General features: G+C 48.3%; 14 protein-coding genes. 3 read left to right on the forward strand and 11 right to left on the reverse strand.

Features of this window, described 5'->3' with window-relative positions:
- Positions 1-146 precede the first annotated feature (146 nt).
- Genes kduI through kduD form a run of 3 tightly spaced genes read left to right on the forward strand, consistent with a single transcriptional unit; the run spans position 147 to position 2,565 of the window.
- Positions 147-980 carry a 5-dehydro-4-deoxy-D-glucuronate isomerase gene (gene kduI, locus DMN77_RS04855; RefSeq protein ID WP_179013773.1) on the forward strand — a complete coding sequence of 278 codons (834 nt, stop codon included), beginning with the start codon at positions 147-149 and terminating at the stop codon, positions 978-980.
- A 34-nt stretch (positions 981-1,014) separates the two neighbouring features.
- Positions 1,015-1,797, forward strand: a complete 783-nt coding sequence (locus DMN77_RS04860; RefSeq protein WP_068782154.1) for a DeoR/GlpR family DNA-binding transcription regulator — start codon at positions 1,015-1,017, stop codon at positions 1,795-1,797.
- Positions 1,798-1,812: 15 nt separating this feature from the next.
- Positions 1,813-2,565 (forward strand): 2-dehydro-3-deoxy-D-gluconate 5-dehydrogenase KduD, encoded by a 753-nt coding sequence (gene kduD / locus DMN77_RS04865; protein WP_068782155.1) that lies wholly within the window; start codon positions 1,813-1,815, stop codon positions 2,563-2,565.
- 63 nt (positions 2,566-2,628) lie between these two features.
- Here the strand turns inward: kduD and DMN77_RS04870 are convergent, their stop codons facing one another.
- The 11 genes from DMN77_RS04870 to DMN77_RS04920 form a co-directional block, all read right to left on the reverse strand.
- Positions 2,629-3,450 (reverse strand): alpha/beta hydrolase, encoded by an 822-nt coding sequence (locus DMN77_RS04870; protein WP_068782156.1) that lies wholly within the window; start codon positions 3,448-3,450, stop codon positions 2,629-2,631.
- A gap of 158 nt (positions 3,451-3,608) precedes the next feature.
- Positions 3,609-6,500: a glycosyl hydrolase family 18 protein gene (locus tag DMN77_RS04875; RefSeq protein WP_372775390.1), complete on the reverse strand. Its 2,892-nt coding sequence runs from the start codon at positions 6,498-6,500 to the stop codon at positions 3,609-3,611.
- 587 nt (positions 6,501-7,087) lie between these two features.
- Positions 7,088-7,909 carry an ammonia-dependent NAD(+) synthetase gene (gene nadE / locus DMN77_RS04880; protein WP_068782157.1) on the reverse strand — a complete coding sequence of 274 codons (822 nt, stop codon included), beginning with the start codon at positions 7,907-7,909 and terminating at the stop codon, positions 7,088-7,090.
- An 18-nt stretch (positions 7,910-7,927) separates the two neighbouring features.
- Positions 7,928-8,542 (reverse strand): nicotinate (nicotinamide) nucleotide adenylyltransferase, encoded by a 615-nt coding sequence (gene nadD, locus DMN77_RS04885; protein WP_068782158.1) that lies wholly within the window; start codon positions 8,540-8,542, stop codon positions 7,928-7,930.
- Positions 8,543-8,842: 300 nt separating this feature from the next.
- On the reverse strand, positions 8,843-10,342 hold the full coding sequence (locus tag DMN77_RS04890) for a nicotinate phosphoribosyltransferase (RefSeq protein WP_179013775.1): 1,500 nt from the start codon (positions 10,340-10,342) through the stop codon (positions 8,843-8,845).
- 16 nt (positions 10,343-10,358) lie between these two features.
- Positions 10,359-10,919: a cysteine hydrolase family protein gene (locus DMN77_RS04895; protein WP_179013777.1), complete on the reverse strand. Its 561-nt coding sequence runs from the start codon at positions 10,917-10,919 to the stop codon at positions 10,359-10,361.
- Positions 10,920-10,951: 32 nt separating this feature from the next.
- On the reverse strand, positions 10,952-11,734 hold the full coding sequence (locus DMN77_RS04900) for an NUDIX hydrolase (protein WP_068782538.1): 783 nt from the start codon (positions 11,732-11,734) through the stop codon (positions 10,952-10,954).
- Positions 11,735-12,030: 296 nt separating this feature from the next.
- Entirely contained in the window at positions 12,031-14,271 is a 2,241-nt protein-coding gene (locus tag DMN77_RS04905) for a helix-turn-helix transcriptional regulator (RefSeq protein WP_179013778.1), read from the reverse strand.
- Between the two features lie 106 nt (positions 14,272-14,377).
- Positions 14,378-16,012, reverse strand: coding sequence for an extracellular solute-binding protein (locus DMN77_RS04910; RefSeq protein WP_179013780.1), 1,635 nt, complete (start codon positions 16,010-16,012; stop codon positions 14,378-14,380).
- A 175-nt stretch (positions 16,013-16,187) separates the two neighbouring features.
- On the reverse strand, positions 16,188-17,096 hold the full coding sequence (locus tag DMN77_RS04915) for a carbohydrate ABC transporter permease (protein ID WP_179013781.1): 909 nt from the start codon (positions 17,094-17,096) through the stop codon (positions 16,188-16,190).
- Between the two features lie 11 nt (positions 17,097-17,107).
- Positions 17,108-18,040, reverse strand: coding sequence for an ABC transporter permease (locus DMN77_RS04920; RefSeq protein WP_179013783.1), 933 nt, complete (start codon positions 18,038-18,040; stop codon positions 17,108-17,110).
- Between the last annotated feature and the right edge of the window lie 184 nt (positions 18,041-18,224).

Here is an 18,224-nt window from a genome sequence, read left to right on the forward strand (position 1 = left end):
CATGCTTCTTACGACTCAAATCCCAACATTTTTTACGGATAACGATATTAAACTTATAAATAAACCAAAATGAACTTGATAAATGAACATAAATGGAGTAAATTGAACATTAAAGAACTTATTATTTTGTAAAGGGGACTATTCACATGGAAAGACGTTATGCTTCTCATCCAAATGAGGTTAAGCAATTCGATACGGAGCGCCTGCGCGAGGAATTTCATATTCCAACTTTATTTACAGCTGACAAACTGGAACTCGTATTGACCCATGAAGACCGTATGATCATTGGCGGAGCACATCCGGTTAAGGAAGCGGTTAAATTGGAGACCGATCTGAAGGAACTTGGTGTATCCTTCTTCCTGGAGCGCCGCGAGCTTGGTATTATCAATATTGGCGGAGCAGGAAGCGTCACTGTAGACGGAACCGTATACGAATTGGATAATAAAGAATGCTTGTTCGTAGGCATGGGCAGCAAAGAAGTTATTTTCAACAGCAAGGATGCTGCAAAACCGGCTAAGTTCTATTTGAACTCCGCTCCGGCCCATAAAGAATTCCCTACAGCCAAAGCTACGCTTGAAGATGCGGAATCCGCTGAACTGGGTTCGATCACCAATTCTAACGAGCGCAGAATCTATCGTTTCATTCATGAGAACGGAATTCAAAGCTCGCAGCTGGTTATGGGTTTGACCCTGCTCAAACCGGGCAATATGTGGAATACGATGCCAGCTCACGTCCATCCTCGCCGGATGGAAGCTTATGTGTACTTCGACCTGCCTGAAGATGCTGTAGTCGTTCACATGATGGGTGAGCCTACCGAAACAAGACATATCATTATGAGAAATGAAGAAGCCGTTATTTCCCCTAGCTGGTCCGTGCATAGTGGTGTGGGCACAAGCAACTACGGCTTCATCTGGAGCATGGCTGGAGATAACAAAATCTACTCCGATATGGACCCAGTAGATATGAAAGAGTTAAAATAAAGGTTCAAATGTACGAAAAGAAATGAGGCCCGCTATGAACCCGATCCGACGCTACGAGAAGATCATGGAAGTATTGTTGATGAATAAAGAGGTTACGGTAGCAGAGCTGAGCGAGCGGCTGCAGGTAACAGGGAAGACGATTCGTGAGGATCTGTCTAAATTGGAGGAACAGGGACTGATTCGCCGCATCCATGGGGGAGCGATTCTCGCCCAGGACGATCAATTCGGTATTTTGCCCTCCAAAGAGCCGATTGCCAAAAATGCAGACGCCAAGGTTGAGATCGCCTATGAAGCGCTTCGCCATATCGCCAGAAATGATATTATCGCCCTTGACGGTGGCAGCACAACGCTCGAAATTGCCCGCCGGCTGGATAATCAGCCGCTTACGGTAGTGACCAACGACGTCTATATCATCAGCGAGCTTGCAACCAAGGATCAGATCCTTCTTGTTGTTCCCGGGGGATATCGGGTACGCAATATGCTTGCCGGTTCGGAAGCAAATGCCTACGTGCGGCAGCTCAATATTCAGAAAGCATTCATATCGACGACAGGCGTTCATCCAGAACATGGTCTATCCATATATACCGGTGATTTGATTGATTTCAAGCGCGCATTAATCGATACAGCCCGTGAGACGTTTGCCGTTATCGATCATCATAAATTCGGACAATCCGCTCTGCGGACCTTTGCATCTCTCGACGAGATCAGCGCCATCATAACCGACCGCGGACTTACAGCCGAGATTGCTAAACCCTACAAGGATATGGGCATCCGAATTTTGACCAGCGGCTACGAGCACGGCCATTCCAATCCATAAAGGAGCGTTATACTCATGAACTTATTTGATCTATCTGGCAAGACAGCTCTCGTAACCGGCGCAGCTGGTGGGCTGGGCCAAGGCATCGCCCTAGGACTCGCAGAAGCAGGAGCAGACATTGTCTGCGCTTCCTACAGCTCCAGTGAAGAGACTGTTAAGGCCGCTCAGGCATTGGGCCGGAAAGCCTCCGATATTACGGTTGATTTAAGCGATCATTCTATTTTGCAACAAACTTTCGACAAGGCTCTTGAACTGACCGGACATGTAGATATTCTTGTGAACAATGCCGGGATTATTCGTCGTACTCCAGCCAAGGATCACAGTCAAAAAGACTGGTTTGACGTTATTGATATTAACCTCAACACGGTGTTCCTTCTGTCACAAATCGTTGGCAGACACATGATTGAGAGAGGCAGCGGAAAAATGATCAATATTTGCTCGATGCTCTCCTACCAGGGTGGAATTAATGTACCAGGCTATACTGCGTCCAAGCATGGCGTTGCCGGTCTGACGAAGGCATTTGCCAATGAGTGGGCAGCAAGCGGTCTGCAAATCAACGGTATTGCTCCCGGCTATATGGCTACCAACAATACTGCGCCAATTCTTGCAGACGAAGAGAGAACGGCCTCGATCACCGAGAGAATTCCTGCAGGACGTTGGGGTACTCCTGACGACGTGAAGGGTCCTGCCGTATTCCTGGCTTCCTCGGCTTCCGATTACCTGAACGGTCATGTTCTGTGTGTTGATGGCGGATGGATGGCAAGATAATCTCCTGCTAGATCAAAGAGCTGCCTGCAGTTCCTTTAGGAACTGTGGCAGCTCTTTTTTATTTTATAAGAAAAGACGGCTTAACCATTGGATGCACAGATCCATCCAGGTCGCCACATGAGGATCGATCTGCCCTTCATCTGTGGCCGTCAGCTTGGTAGCCAGCGATAATCCGTGCGGTCCTTCCGGATAGATATGCAATTCGAACGGAATGCCATGTCTGCGCATCGCTTGGGCGAACAGCAGGCTGTTCTCCACCGGAACCGCCGTGTCCTCGAATGTATGCCAGATGAACGCTGGTGGCGTCTTCTCACTCACCTGCTCCTCCAAAGACATCTCAGTAAGCAGCGCTTCCTCCGGGTCCTCGCCTAACAAATTATCAAAAGAACCCCGATGCGCATGCTCCCCGCCTGAAATCACCGGATAGCTCAGAATTAATGCGTTTGGCCGATAAATGTCCGTGCCCTGCCCCTGTTCATCCTGAAGCAGCGGGTTATCCCAGTGGACTCCCAGGCTTGCTGCCAGGTGGCCGCCAGCGGAAAACCCGCAGACCGCAATCTTATCGGCAATAATATTCCATGCTTCCGCATTCTCCCGAAGGATACGGATTGCCTTGGACACGTCCAATAATGGCTGCGGATGCTTCCTTGGGGCTACGCTATAATACAAGACAAAGGCATGGAACCCGGCTGCATTGAACTCCAGTGCGATCGGTTCCGCTTCACGCTCGGATGTAAATCCATAACCACCGCCGGGACAGATCAGAACCGCCCCTCTTTTTTGCTCGCCTTTTAAAATGTAAGTTTCCAGCTTGGGGGTAAAACCGTCCTCCAGTTGGCCAGCATATGTACCCTGATCCCATATTTCAACGATTTTCTCGATCATCTTGTCCTCTCCTCTTATGCCGTATATCCCTCATTATACTGCAAATGGTTGCTTAAGGAGAATGAAAAAAGGCCCTAAAAAGGGCCTAGTTTTACGACATTGTATTTTCATGCTCTCCAAGATGAGAGGCGGAACGTTACCGCCCCCTCCTGCTCGATTTATTGAAGACTCCACAAAGCAGGCACATTCGCAGGCTCCCAACCAGCAAGCGACGTATGCGGCTGTAGGCATTTATACACTTTTCCGTTATAGGTCACCAAATCATCTTTGACGTATGCCTTATTGGCCACCCATGCATCCACGGTTGGTGTAGAGGCTTCGGTTGTAACTGTCACTGCATTGCTAGCAGCCGAGACGTTGCCCGCCGCGTCTTTTGCTATGACAGTAAAGGTATAACCCGTATTAGGAGATAGATTAGTAATAACCGCCGTAAGCGTCGTGCCGTCCACGGAAGCCGCCAGCGTGGAATCGTTATAAACATCGTAGCCGGTCACACCCACGTTATCTGTGGAAGCTTCCCAAGCCAGCGTTACGCTTGATTGTGTTTTTGCCGTGGAGGTCAGATTTGCAGGGGCTGTAGGTGCAACTGTATCCGGTGCCGTTGGTGTAGTAGTCACAACGTTGCTGGCCGCCGACACATTGCCTGCCGCGTCTTTCGCCTTCACGTAGAAGGATACGGCACTGCCTGCCGGAAGACCTGTCGCGGTAAACGTGGTTGTCGTAGAACTGCCGATCAAATTCGAACCTTGATAGATGTCATATCCTGTTACACCGATATTATCGGTAGACGCGGTCCAGGTTAAGGTAGCGGAGGTTGATGTTTGTGCAGTGATAGCGAGATTTGCAGGTGCGCTTGGAGGTTGTGTATCCGCAGGTGGAGCAGATTGAAGCTGCCATAATGTTGGAGCGGCTGACGGCTCCCAACCTGGGATAGAAGTGTGCGCATAAGTACATTTGTAGAGGTTCCCGTTATAAGTAACATAAGCCCCGACTGCATACGCAGTATTAGGCTGCCATGCAGGGAAAACCGGGTCGGTAGGCGTCGTCACAGCGATAGAATCACTAGGGGCGGATAGGTTGCCGGACAGATCTCTGGCAATAACATAGAAGTTGTAAGTGGTACCTGGCGAGAGCCCGGTAATGGTCTCCGTTGTGCCTTCCGTTGATTTAACTAGCGTGCCATTCTGGTAAATATCGTAGCCGGCGATATCATCGTTATCGGTTGAAGCCCTCCAATTTAGCTTGACCGTCGTTTTGGTCTTGGCAGTGGCGACCAGATGGGTCGGAGTGGTTGGCGGTTGATTATCGAGGATTGGTGGTAAAGTGGTGACCGAAAGGGCGTTGCTGGCCGCAGAGGAGTTGCCCGCCGCATCTCTTGCTTTAACCGTAAAGATATACGTTGTGCTGCCTGTTAGGCCTTTAATGAGGGCGGTTGTTGTTGCTCCGTCAACCGAGAGAGCAAGCGCACCATTTTTATAAATATCATAAGCCATAACGCCTACATTATCGGTCGAAGGGCTCCAGCTTAATGCAACCTTCTTGTCGCCGTGACCTGCATCAGTCAAATTTGCAGGCGCCGTTGGCGGAACGGTATCCACAGGCGGCGTGGCTTGACTCAGGTCAGCAGCAACCTTATCTAACAGCTTAGGCCCTGTGCAGTTGAATTTTGGACTTGTGCGGCAATCGGAGCTGAATTCCCAGAACATCGCGCCGGCAAGATTGTTGTTCTTGATGTATTCCGTCTTATAACCGATGGATTCCGTATCATCATAAGAAATAAAGATCTTTGTCGTTGGATTGTAGAGATAAGGAACCTTGGCAATGCTGTTAAAATATCGTGTATACCCGTTTTTATTTACATAGTTCGCAGCGAGATCCCCGTAATCAAACACCCCTGTATTTCCGGAGTTGGTATCATCCCAAGTTCCGTTGGGAGCCCATTTGAACACTGAACCGTTATCTTCCGCGCAGGTCTGGTATTGACCGTCGTTATTCGGCCCAGGAGGGCAGTTCTTCCAGCTGCGGGCCATGAACTCTAACCCGACAACAAGCTTATTCATAGGCACCCCCGCATTTTTATAAGCCTGGATTGCCCCGTCCACGAAGAAACCGTTGCTGTAGTAGGGATCGCTAGGATCCCCATAAAGACCCGTATTATGACTGGTCGTAGCTTCAAAAGATCCGCCGTGGAAGTCATAAGTCATGATATTGATCCAATCGACGATTTGAGCGATTTTGCCCAGTTCGGTGTTGTCGACGAATTTCTGACTCGCACCGGAAGCGATGGTAAGGATATAATGTTGGCCATCCTCAGCTCCTGCTGCATCCAGCTGGTTGCGGATTTCTTGCAGCAGCAGGGTGTAGTTCTGTTTATCCTCCGGTCGGTAGCTATTGCCTTTGATCGCTTCTACATTCGGATATTCCCAGTCGAGGTCAACCCCATCAAACCCATACGCTCGAAGCGCATCGACAGCCGATTTAGCGAAGTTCTTTCGAGTTTGATCAGATGCCGCGGTATCGGAGAAGCGGTTGGACCATGTCCATCCCCCGACCGACAGAATCGTCTTCAACTGCGGATTTTGGGCCTTCAGGTTCCGCAAGGCTCCAAAGTTGCCGCAGGCCGCATCGGCCCAGCAACCGGTGGTTGGCCCGCCAGGTGTAGGGCGCAAGGCATCGGCATCAGGATCACCAAGCACGATACTGCCATTAGGGACGTTACCGGATTGAAGTGGAATACCGGAGACGGTACAAGACCATGTATTTTTGTTCGGGTTGTCTATAGCGGTAGAGCCATTGCCGTGCTTTCCATCCCAACAAATATCAGCAAACGCATAGTTAATGTGTGTGATTTTGGAGACATCGATATCCGTAACATTATAGCTGCGGCCATAAACGCCCCAAGATGGGAAATATCCGACGATTTTATAGTTTCCGTTTGGAGTGGCTGCGCTTGCATTTTGTGCACCAGCGCCGGATACGAATGACGTAATGATCAGCAACAGGCAGACGAATGCCATTCCGACCCTTTTTAATATCTTGCTGTAAATCATGAATTCTCCTCCTTTTTTTGAACAACAGGTACCCCTATCTGCGCTAAATTACTTGGACATTAAGCAGGCTTGCTCTTGTTAGCGATACTGCGATGCGAATCACAAATCAAGGCCTCACCCCCTTTCAAGTGGGAAGCAATAAATCAGTAGGGTTGGTATATGGAGAACACAATATCGTGGGGAAAACATAGCAAAAAACACTTAGGTGGAAACACAGCAAAACTAAAGTGTACACCTTCAGGCATGGGACATGGGCATGGGTATCGGTATGGGTTTAATTTGAGTGAACATCAAATGGGTGTTAATGAGGTGATATAGCATTCACTTCGCAGAATGAAGCCAGGGGAGAATACGAAACACACGCTGAGGTAGCGGTAAGGTTACGATTTGGTACGAAAGTATTTATATGGCAAGGAAAATAAAATATGACTTAAATTGGAGGGATGTAGAAGGATATCATGGTACGGTCATGAAAGGAGCCTATGACTATTAAATTTATAAACGGCAGTTCTTCGCTTCCAAGCGTCTGTGGTGTTCGTTACTCGTCACAAAAAAAGTGGAGGGCCATGCATGGCCCTCCACTTATATTATGATTTCCACCATTCGTCATAAGGGGCCACAGGCAACTGACGTTTATGCTCGCTGCGCAAATAGCGTTCCTCGATACTGGCCTTGGTCTTGGTGTCTACTGCTGCGCCAGTTAAATAATCATCCAGCGCTTGATAGGTAATGCCGAGCTCTGCTTCATCGGATTGCTGCGGCTTATCATCAAGCAGGTCGGCCGTAGGAACCTTCAAATACAGACGCTCTGTTGCATTTAATTCCTTAAGCAGCTCACGCCCCTGCGCCTTCGTTAGACCGGCCAATGGCACGAGATCTGCACCACCGTCGCCAAACTTCGTAAAGAAGCCGGTCACAGCCTCGGCGGCATGATCCGTACCGATGACAAGACAGCCCGTCTCCCCGCCGATTGCGTATTGGACCATCATCCGCATGCGCGCCTTGGCATTGCCTTTGTTAAAATCAGACATCGGATGTCCGATCGATTGCTTGACCTGCTCGGAAAAAGCGAGTACCGGTTCCTCGATGTTGACGGCCAGGGATTGATCCGGTCGGATAAAAGTCAGCGCCTCGGCGGCATCCTCCTCATCCTGCTGTGTACCGTAAGGCAAACGGACCGCATAGAATGTCGCTTCATAACCTTCTGCCCGCAGCTCCTCGACCGCAAGCTGGGCCAAGCGGCCAGCAAGTGTCGAATCCTGCCCCCCGCTGATTCCAAGGACGAAGCCTTTGGCTCTCGTCTTGCGGCAGTACGCCTTCAGGAAATCCACCCGCTGTCTGATCTCCTCCTTGGCTTGAATGACCGGCTTCACATGCAGCGCTTTAATGACTTGTTGTTGAATGCTCATATTGCTGATGGCCCCTCTCTACTTATATAATTTGTGATCTTTAATATAGGAATAACATCTGTCGGGCATTAGATAGCGCGGTTCTCCGCCTAATCTGAACTCATCGCGGATATAGCTGGAGCTAATCTCCATTGCCAGCCCTTTATCGATAAGGTGGAACGTTTGTCCGTCATCGCTATTGCGCAGAATAGGCGACCTGCTGATTGCCGAGAGCATATTAATCCCATCCCTGGCCATTACGATGAACTTGTTCTCACGGATAAGCTCCTCGGATTTTTTCCATTTCCCCTCACCGATATCCAGCAGCAGATCGGCTCCCATTATAAAATAAATCTCATCCTCCGGGTATTGCGCCTTAAAATGCTTAAGCGTTAAATACGTCGCAATCTCCCAGCCTGGCTGCTTCATTTCATAATTATCGGCAACAAATCTATCATTCCCCTGGATCGCCATCACAATCATGTTCCAGCGATGCTCATCGCTGACATGCATCGTCTTGTCTGGACGCTTGCTTGAACAGGGCAGAAAAATAACCCGATCCAGCTTGCAACGGTGCATCACCGTACTTGCCGTCCACAAATGCACGTTCGTGATCGGATCAAAGGATGATCCGTAGATTCCTATTTTGGCCAACGCCGATTCCTCCCCTTGTCTCTCCCTTACTGGAGGTTATATAAAAGTCCTCCTTTGATCTCGAAGCAGCACGGCACGGGTAGCTTATTTAATATTGAATCTTGAAATCCTACCGGAACCAGACAGGGGGTTTATGAAGTCATGGTTTCTACGGATACCTCTTAAGGGCTCAAGTACAAACTACGTATGATCCCACTTCTTTTGTTCCCGGCTTCATTCAACTATAGAGTTTTGTAAAATCGCTTATCAAAAGTATAAACCTCAGCGCCAAAAATCCGACTTTTTTAACATAATATTCACTTAAGCTTGGACTCTTTGGTTTACCTGCTCTTGAATCTTGGCGATCAAGCGCATTTTGTTATCCCAGCATGCCTGGCTTAGATCTACGGGATACTCGGCCGGATTAAGCATCCGTTTGTATTCATCCCATAGCAGCTCCAGGTTCTGAGCCGCAAACTGCTGAATCTCGGTTAGCGCCGGCAGCTGATAGACCAATTTGCCCGCCTCGAAGATCGTATGATGCAGCTCGCGTGCTTCGAAATTAGTAACGAACTTGGCAACATGGGTATGCACCGGATGAAACATTTTCAGCGGATCCTCCTGCTGCGGATTCTCATGCATTAGCGCGATATAATCGCCTTCCGATTTCTGATTGGCTTTATTGATGATACGGAACACTTTCTTGCGCCCGGGCGTCGTTACTTTCTCCGGATTCGCACTGATCTTGATCGTATCCTGCATTTGGCCATGCTCGTCCTCGATCGCGATCAATTTATATACCGCACCCAAGGCCGGTTGATCATAAGCTGTAATCAGCTTGGTTCCCACTCCCCACACATCGATCTTCGCCCCCTGCGCCTTCAGGTTCATGATCGTATGCTCATCGAGATCATTGGTCGCATAGATTTTGGCCTGCTTGAAACCTGCTGCGTCAAGCATCTTGCGCGCTTCCTTCGACAGATAAGCCAGGTCCCCGCTGTCGAGACGAATACCAAGAAAGTTAATCTTCGGGCCAAGTTCCTTGGCCACCTGGATCGCCGTAGGTACCCCTGATCTTAGCGTATCATAGGTATCCACCAGGAACACGCAATCCTTATGGGCTTCCGCATATTTGCGAAAAGCGGTATATTCATCGCGATAGGCTTGAACCATCGCATGGGCGTGGGTGCCTACCGTTGGAATGCCAAACAGCTTGCCGGCTCTGACATTCGAGGTTGCTTCAAAGCCGGCGATATAGGCGGCCCTTGCTCCCCAGATTGCAGCATCCAGCTCCTGTGCGCGACGGGTGCCAAACTCCATGCTGGTCTCATGGCCGATCACCTGCTTGATCCGCGAGGCCTTCGTTGCAATCAAGGTCTGGAAATTAACCATATTGAGCAGAGCAGTCTCAATGAGTTGAGCCTCGGCCAGCGGCGCCTCGATCTGCATCATCGGCTCATTGGCAAAGACGAGTTCACCTTCCTGCATCGAGCGCACGGTTCCCGTAAATCGAAGCTGTTCCAAGTAAGCGAGAAATTCCTCGCTATAGCCGTCCTCCCGTAAAAAATCGAGATCGCTCTTCGTGAAGCGGAATTGCTCCAGATACCGGATCACCCGCTCCAGCCCGGCAAAGACAGCATAACCGTTCTCGAAGGGGATTTTGCGGAAATAGACCTCAAATACAGCCTTGCGGTTATGAATTTGATCCTGCCAATACGCCTGAGTCATATTGATCTGATATTTATCGGTATGCAGGGCATAGCTGTCATCCGCATAAGCATAAGCGTCCAGCCGCCCCTCTTTATCCAGACTGTTCTTCATGACTGATTCCTCCTCTTTACTGAATCTCCGCTCCAAGCGAGGCTTTAAAATGACGCAGCGCCCAGACATGGCCTTCCTGATCAAAGCTGGCTACAGCCGCTTCATGGATCACAATATGAAATCCTCTATTATAAGCATCAACTGCGGTATGCAATACGCAAATATCCGTGCATACCCCGACCAGATGAAGCTCAGTGATTGCCCTGGCGCGAAGCTGCAGTTCTAGATCCGTTCCTGCAAACGCGCTGTATCTCGTCTTATCCATCCAATATACATTTTCGGACGCCTTGTTCAGCTGATAGACCTTCTCCAAGGCGCCATACAACTCGCGTCCCTTCGTTCCTTCCAGATTGTGCGGAGGGAAGAGCCTGGTCTCGGGATGCAGCTGATCCCCTTGTCTGTGAAGATCAATGGCGAACACAACATAATCATTATTGCCAATAAACTGTTTGGTAATGTCGACCATCGCCTGCTCAATCGCCTGTCCGGGCTTGCCGCACGTCAGCGCTCCATCATCGGCCACAAAGTCATTCGTGTAATCAATATTGATTAATGCTCTCTTCTTCACTTCTGTCATCCTGAATCCCTCCCTGATTTTAGCGTCCCCATTTACTTTCTAACATGGTAAAGCGAATGATTCACATCGGTCGTGGTCTCTGTGAATCGATACAATTGCGTTGGCTTCTTAGAGGTCCGGGTTGTCTTCCTGCCGGGAACCTCTTCAATGAATGGCAGTGATTTTATTTTACGAGCAAAAGAGGCGTCCAGCGCAATCGCTGAATCATCAGTGACGGTAAGCAGCACCGCCTGAAGCTCGGAATAAGTGAATTCCTCGGGCAGAAACTCCTTAGCGGCAGTCGTCTCCAGCAGCTTGCGGCGAATCACATCAATTGCATCACGGATGATCCGTTCGTGATCAAAAGCCAGCTCCAGCTTCAGGACATCCTCAACCGGAAATAGCTCAACTTCACTGGCGTCATCTCCACTCTGGCGATGCTTCAGAAGATGCTCCGGCACGATGGCATAATGCGCATTGGAGATAATCCATCCCCGTGGATCACGTCCCGGAGTATCGTACACGCCATAATGCTCCAGATGGATGCTGTCAACTCCGGTCTCCTCCTTCAATTCTCTGGCAGCAGACTGGAACGCCGTCTCGTCCGGGTTCACGAAGCCGCCGGGCAGCGCCCATTTGCCGGCTTCTATATTCGGACGCCCTTCACTATCCGTCATGCTCCGCTTGATAAGCATAATATACAGCTTCATAACCGGGGGTTTAAAAGGCTCAGGCTGGCCTGAGAGAATGGTAAACACCGCGATATCAGACGTATATCCATCCGGTGTCCTATATTTCTTGACGTCATAGTGCTGCAGCGCCTGTTCATTGGATATCACACTGTGAACCTCCTTTATTTTAACACTTAACAAATTGTTAATTGTAATTATACTGACCTCTTGCAGCATTGTCAACCATATTTATGCAATTTAGGCCCTTACGCACATGAAGCGGGAAAAACCGCCAGGGAAGTTGCCCTGACGGTTTTTAAGTTCGAAGAAAATAAATGCTACTTTGCGGCCATTCGGGTGATTTGCCTTTAATCAGAGCTCACCTTGAACAGGGCTTACTTTGAACAAGGCTACGTTGATCCGAGCTTGCTGGGGACATCGCTTCTCTCCTCTGTTTCCTTTCACATCGCGATATCCACATATTCATCGGGCTTGATGCCTTCATACCGGACAAAGGCCCGTTTGAAGGAATAGACATTTTCATAGCCCACGCGACGGGCAATAACATCGATGCCGCATTTTCTCTCCCGCAGCAGCTCTTTGGCCATTTCCATGCGGAGCCGGCATAAATAATCATAAAAATTAATTCCGGTAACCTCCTTGAAGATTTTCGATACTTTGGAGACCGACATCTGAAAGATTTCAGCAAGCTGCTTCAACGAAACGTCGGAACTTGTGTAATTCTCGTTGACATACTGCAGCAGCTGGCTGCCAACCTCGATCGTCGGCATCGAGTTCGAATAGCGATTGCGTTCGCAGATCAGGGTGACGACTTCATATACATAGCTCCACAGCTCCGCGACATCCGATCCTTCCGCTTTATTGGCAAACTGCTTCACGTAGATGCCGGTATCCAGATTCAATTCATGCAGCACCCGCAGCATCGTCTCCATCAGTAAAGAGACCAACCGCATTGTACTCGCTTCGGACAGGCAGCGCTTCCCATTCTCCGCACTGATCTCATGCAGGATTTGCATGGTTGTATCCAGATTCCCGATCTTCAGATTATTGATCAGCTGTACTTCCCAATCTGTCGGGTAATAGTATTCCACGATCGTCTGAGCCGTTTCTTCCTGAATATCGGGAAGATGGTCGCGTGAGAACATAATATACTGCAGGCTTTCGTTAGCCGTGTAATACGATTTGCTAATGCCAACCAGTCCCTTCTCTACCGTCCCGGGCAAGACATACGGATGAAAACCGCAAGCCTGTTCGATCTCTTCAGTGATGCTGGCGGCGATTCGCTCCATCCTTCCCTCCTGACCAAAAAGGGCCTCCGAGGACAAAATCAGCGCCTTATCGGCATGGGTCACTTCAAACAGCTCATAATCCAGCCCATGACGCTCCATTACTTTCTCGACAATTACGAGCGTCATCAATTCAATTTTGCGGATCTGGCCGAAATCTGAGACATCGCGGATCGCATGGAAGCTAATTAGTACCGTACAGTAATACATCTCATCGGTATAACCGATACCGATTTTTTTCAGTCCATTCATTTGCTGATCATCCGTAAAATATCCTTTGAGCAGACGCTGGAACAAATTCGACTTGGCAGCTTTTTCATAGTCCTGCATCGATCGCTGAAGCTTCTCATTTTCATGCAGCAGCCGATCAAAGGATTTTTCAATGTAATTATATTCGGAACCGGAGATGGGACTGCTCCTGACATCGTCATAACGAATCGCAGCCGAAAGCTTGCTCAGCAAGGCCCCTAACGGATGGTAACTGATTTTGGCCAACAGGAACGCGGTTAAAGCGCCAAGCGCGATGGATATCATAATAGCCAGCAGCGAACTGAACAGATTGTTGATACCGATCACACTGCTATCCAGATAAGACATTTTGTACTTCAGATCGCTCTCAAGCGAGGATACCACAAGCTGATAGCTGCCCTGGCTCCCCTGCTCCTCCCCGGCAAGCCCGGCCTGGGTCTGCCTGTAAATCGACTGCCCCTGCGTCGTTATCAAAATATCGGTGGACTCAATACTGCCAAACCGATGCATATAATCCGAGAAGTAAGCGCTGTCAATAAATAAAACAAGAACGCCACGCGGTTGGTTCACCACCTCCAGGCTTTGAAAGACCGGAATGACGCGTTTGCTGTTCCCCCACAGCTTCATCGTTTCCGGCGGCAGCATTTTGAAATACTGTTGTTCGAGTGCGGTGCTCTCGATTCGCTGCCGCACCTCATTATCGAATACAGCCACGCTGGAGAAAAAATCGTCCTCCGCATAGGTCCCCCAAGCAGAAAAAATCTGTTTCTTTTCCGGAAAAACAATCATTCCGAAGGAGAGAATATTCAGGGAGTTGATGGAGTTCTCGAAGTTCCTACGAATTTCCAGCATCTTTAGAAAATCAAATTCATTTTCATATACGTCTGTATTCTGCATCATTTTCCGGACCCAAGATTCTTCACCCATCAACTTGCCTAAATTTTTGAGCTCCTGCAGTTTATCATCAACGACGACCGCAATCCGATTAGCATCGGAAACATGCTTGTCATGCAGCCGCTGCCTCTCCTCCCTGATGTTCCGCTGCACATTCAAGCTGCTGAATACAATGATCGGAATAATCAGGATCACGGTATAGGATAAAAAGATTTTTCGAAACGTAACGCTTCCGAAGTTTCCTAGTCGCAAAGGCCATCCCCTCCTCCGGTTATGAATCCATCATGAAGCAGAAGGAGGAAAACGACGATCTCCCCTGCTAACGGAGAGAACGTCTGTTTTCCCGATTGTACAATCGTTATTCGATGCTGTTGTATCTATCAAGCAGCTGCTGGTCGATCTCGATCAACTGATCCAACCCTAGCTTTTTCAACTCGGAAATATACTCATCCCAGTTATCTAGAGATTTCTGGCCCAAAGCCAGCTTGGTAGCAAGCTCTTCCGAATAGGTTCTAAGATTCGTTAAAATTTTTGTCTTCGTCTCAAGCTGCTGATCATCGGGAATCGCCAGGTAGTTGGCGTTCATGTTGACGAAATATGGCTTGTAATTAAGCATATTCAACTCATGGTCGGCTTTATCCTTCGATACGCCGGACAGCTCGAACTCCAGATTGGCGAATTGAACGCGAGGGAATACGGTATCCCCGAATAGCGGGCGCCCGGTGACCTGTCCTGATTTGGCCAGTTCTTCATCCGAACCGTTGTTGATATATACTTTTGCTCCATTGTCATCCCTTTTGTAGGTCTGGCCTTCGATACCCCAGTACAGCAGGTCCGCATAAGGCTCAGAGTAGATCATATCGAAAAATCGGATCGCCGCCTCCACATCTTTGCAGTCTTTGGTAATCGCATATTTTTGCCATACCAGAAACGGAGGCTCCAATTGCGCAGCCGGGGCTATATGCTCAACGGCTTGAAGCGGCATCAACGGAAGGAAATCACCGCCGCCATTGATCGTGGGCTCCAGATAAGTTTCCAGATTGTAATCGCTGATGGAAGCCACCTGATTTTCGGTCATCTTCTGCTGCTTCTGCTCTCCCGTAGCCCCGATCAGGCTTGTATCGAGCACCCCTTCCTTAACAAGCTGCTGCAGATAGAGGAAATAGTCCTTGATACCTTCCTGATACCACGGGGAGACTACCTTTTTATTCTCTACGTCCACCGCCGTAATGTCGGTGCCAAGTCCGAACCATTGGGCGATTGCGCCCTCAAATTTGCTCGTATCGTAGACCAGAACCTCGTCCGGCTTGCCGTTGCCATTGGCGTCCTTGTCTCTGATCGCCTTTAACGTGTCCAAATACTCCTTGGCATTGGCTGGGGCCGGAAGATTCAGCTTATCCAGCCAGTCTTTGCGGATCAGCATGCTCAAGGCCACGGGCGCCGGCTCCTTCTCCTGATACGTTTTTTTGTGCAAATCACTGAACCAGTACATTTTGCCGTCAGGCGATGTCGTCGTTTTTTTGGCATAAGGGAATTCCTGATCGTACATCTTCTTAATATTTCCATTGCTATATTTCTCGATTAGCGGATTCAAATCAAGCAGCACACCCTGCTTGGCCAGGTTCAGAACCGTCGTATTATCCAGCTGCGAAATATTCACAATGTCGGGGAGAGAGGAACCTGAGGCCATTCTAGTCTGAATAACTACTTTATATTGCTCATTGGGAACCAACTCATATTCCAGCTCCAGTCCAGCTTCCTGTATCATTTTATCGACTTCCGTCCACACCGGGTATTTATCTCTATCCTCGAACTTAATGTACTTATTGGAGCCGGTGGGCCCAAGCAATTTCAGTTTGCTGACATTTTTCTCCGCCGTCGAAGAGCTGCCTCCCTCCTCCTTCTTCACCTCTCCGCCGCCGCAGGCTGTGATGGTCCCGAACACAACAACCGCTGCCATCAATGCCATCAATGATCTTCTCCAACGCTTCATCTTTTACATTCCCCCTAGAAATGTTTGATAACACAAGTATTCTATTGCGATCGGATCTGCATGGAGGTTCAATTTTACCAATAAAGAAATCGCTTACATCTTAATGTAGCAACCCTGTTCATGTCTACAGATCCGAGAACAAACCTTTTTGTTGTTCCCGAAAAGCGGTTTAGGGCTATTCTTTCAAGGAACCGAGAAGCGCTCCCTTGATGAAATATTTTTGGAAAAACGGATAGGTAAAAATCACGGGCAACGTTGTGAATACGATGATCGCATACTTTAATTGGATATTGGACAGCATCGTAGCCACTGCATTCTTGGCATCATCCAGCGATAGCATCTTCAGATCGACGGATTGCTGAACAACAACCCGGTACAGATACATTTGCAGCGGATGAAGCTTCTCATTCGGCAAATACACCAGTGCATCAAACCAGCTGTTCCAGATGCCGACAATGGAATAGATAGCAATTACCGCCAGGATCGGCTTGGAAATCGGCAAAATAATCTTGAACAGCAGCTGCAAATGGGAAGCGCCGTCGATAAAGGCGGATTCCTTCAGCCCATCCGGAATTGTCGTAAAGAAGGTCCGAACCAGAATAATATTCCAGATGCTGACCATCCCCGGAATAATGACTGCAAACATCGTATTGTATAATCCGAGCTTATTTATGAGCAGGTAAGAGGGGATAAGCCCGCCCCCGAAATACATGGGAATCAGCAGATACGCAACTACCCATTTTCTCCCCTTCAGATTTCGCATCGTTAACGGGTAAGCTCCCAGCACGGCCATTAGACAGTTCAATAAGGTCCCGGCGCTGACATAAATCAGTGTGTTGGAGTAAGCCCACCACATTTTCATATCTTTTACGATCAGCTCATACGAGCCGAGGTTGAAGCCTTTCGGATACCAAAAAACATTCATGGCAGCTACTTCTTGCGGCGCGCTGATGGACATGATGATAACAAAGTAAAATGGATACAGGGTGATCAAACAGATAATGAATGCGATCGCATATAAAATAATGTCAACGACGATGGAGCCTTCTCTGATTTTATTTGGATTTCGATGAGCCGAGACCATCTTACTCCTCCTTACCACAAGGCATAGTCTGAATATTTGCGGCTTAATGAGTTAGCAATATATAACAGCGTAAAATTAATTAATGATATGAATAACCCAACTGCCGTCCCCATGCTGAAATTGCCGCCAAGCAGGCCGTCTCGGTACAAATAGGTGCCTATAACATCCGCCGTTTCATACACCATCGGATTGTAGATCAACAAAATAAATTCGCTGTTCGCCGAAAGCAGACTGCCAATCGCGAAAATAAGCAAAATAAAGATGGTCGGACGAATCGAGGGCAGCGAAATATGAAGCATCTGCTTGAATCGGTTAGCTCCATCCATTTTTGCTGCTTCATACAAATTCGGGTCTACGGAGGACATGGCCGCCAAATACAAAATACTGCTCCAGCCAAACGACTTCCAGATGCTCGTAATCGTATAAATCGCCGGGAAATAGGCAGGTTCGGTGTTTAAAGCGATTGGCGTCCCGCCAAACATCTGGATAATGACATTGATTATCCCGTCCACGTTGATAAAGGATAATACCATCCCCGCTACGACTACATTGGAAATAAAATGCGGCAGATAACTAGCCGTCTGCACAAACTTTTTAAAGACGCCATGCTTCAGTTCATTTAGCAATAAAGAGAATACAATAGGTACCCAAAAACCAAACACAAGATAATAAAAGCTGAGCAAGAAGGTATTGCGCATTAATCTTCCGAAGTAAGGTCCGTTAAAAAAATTGATGAAATGCTTGAGTCCTACCCAGTTCACATCTGTAAACGATAAGAAAGGTTTTCCCGGGTAATAATCCTGAAATGCGATCACTATGCCATACATCGGAATATAGCTAAAAATAAAAAGATGGACTAGAACGGGAAGCATTATCAGGTAAAGCTGAGCATTGTCACGAAGGTGAAATGATCGGCGTTTTCCTTGTTGACTGATTGCTTTCATGGTCTTCCCCTTTCCCTTGCGATTGCGGTCATTTTTGGGCCCGTTCCGCATTTTCAATATAGCCGCGCCCTGATTTGAAAGGCAAGTAACATATTTTTCTCGGATTCGCAATTTTTTCGCAGCAAAACCTCTAAGGCTGAAAAGTTCGTAAATTAACCCTATTTTATACATCCAAAATTAAATT

The organism is Paenibacillus sp. 79R4 (assembly GCF_013393165.1).
Lineage (GTDB): Bacteria > Bacillota > Bacilli > Paenibacillales > Paenibacillaceae > Fontibacillus.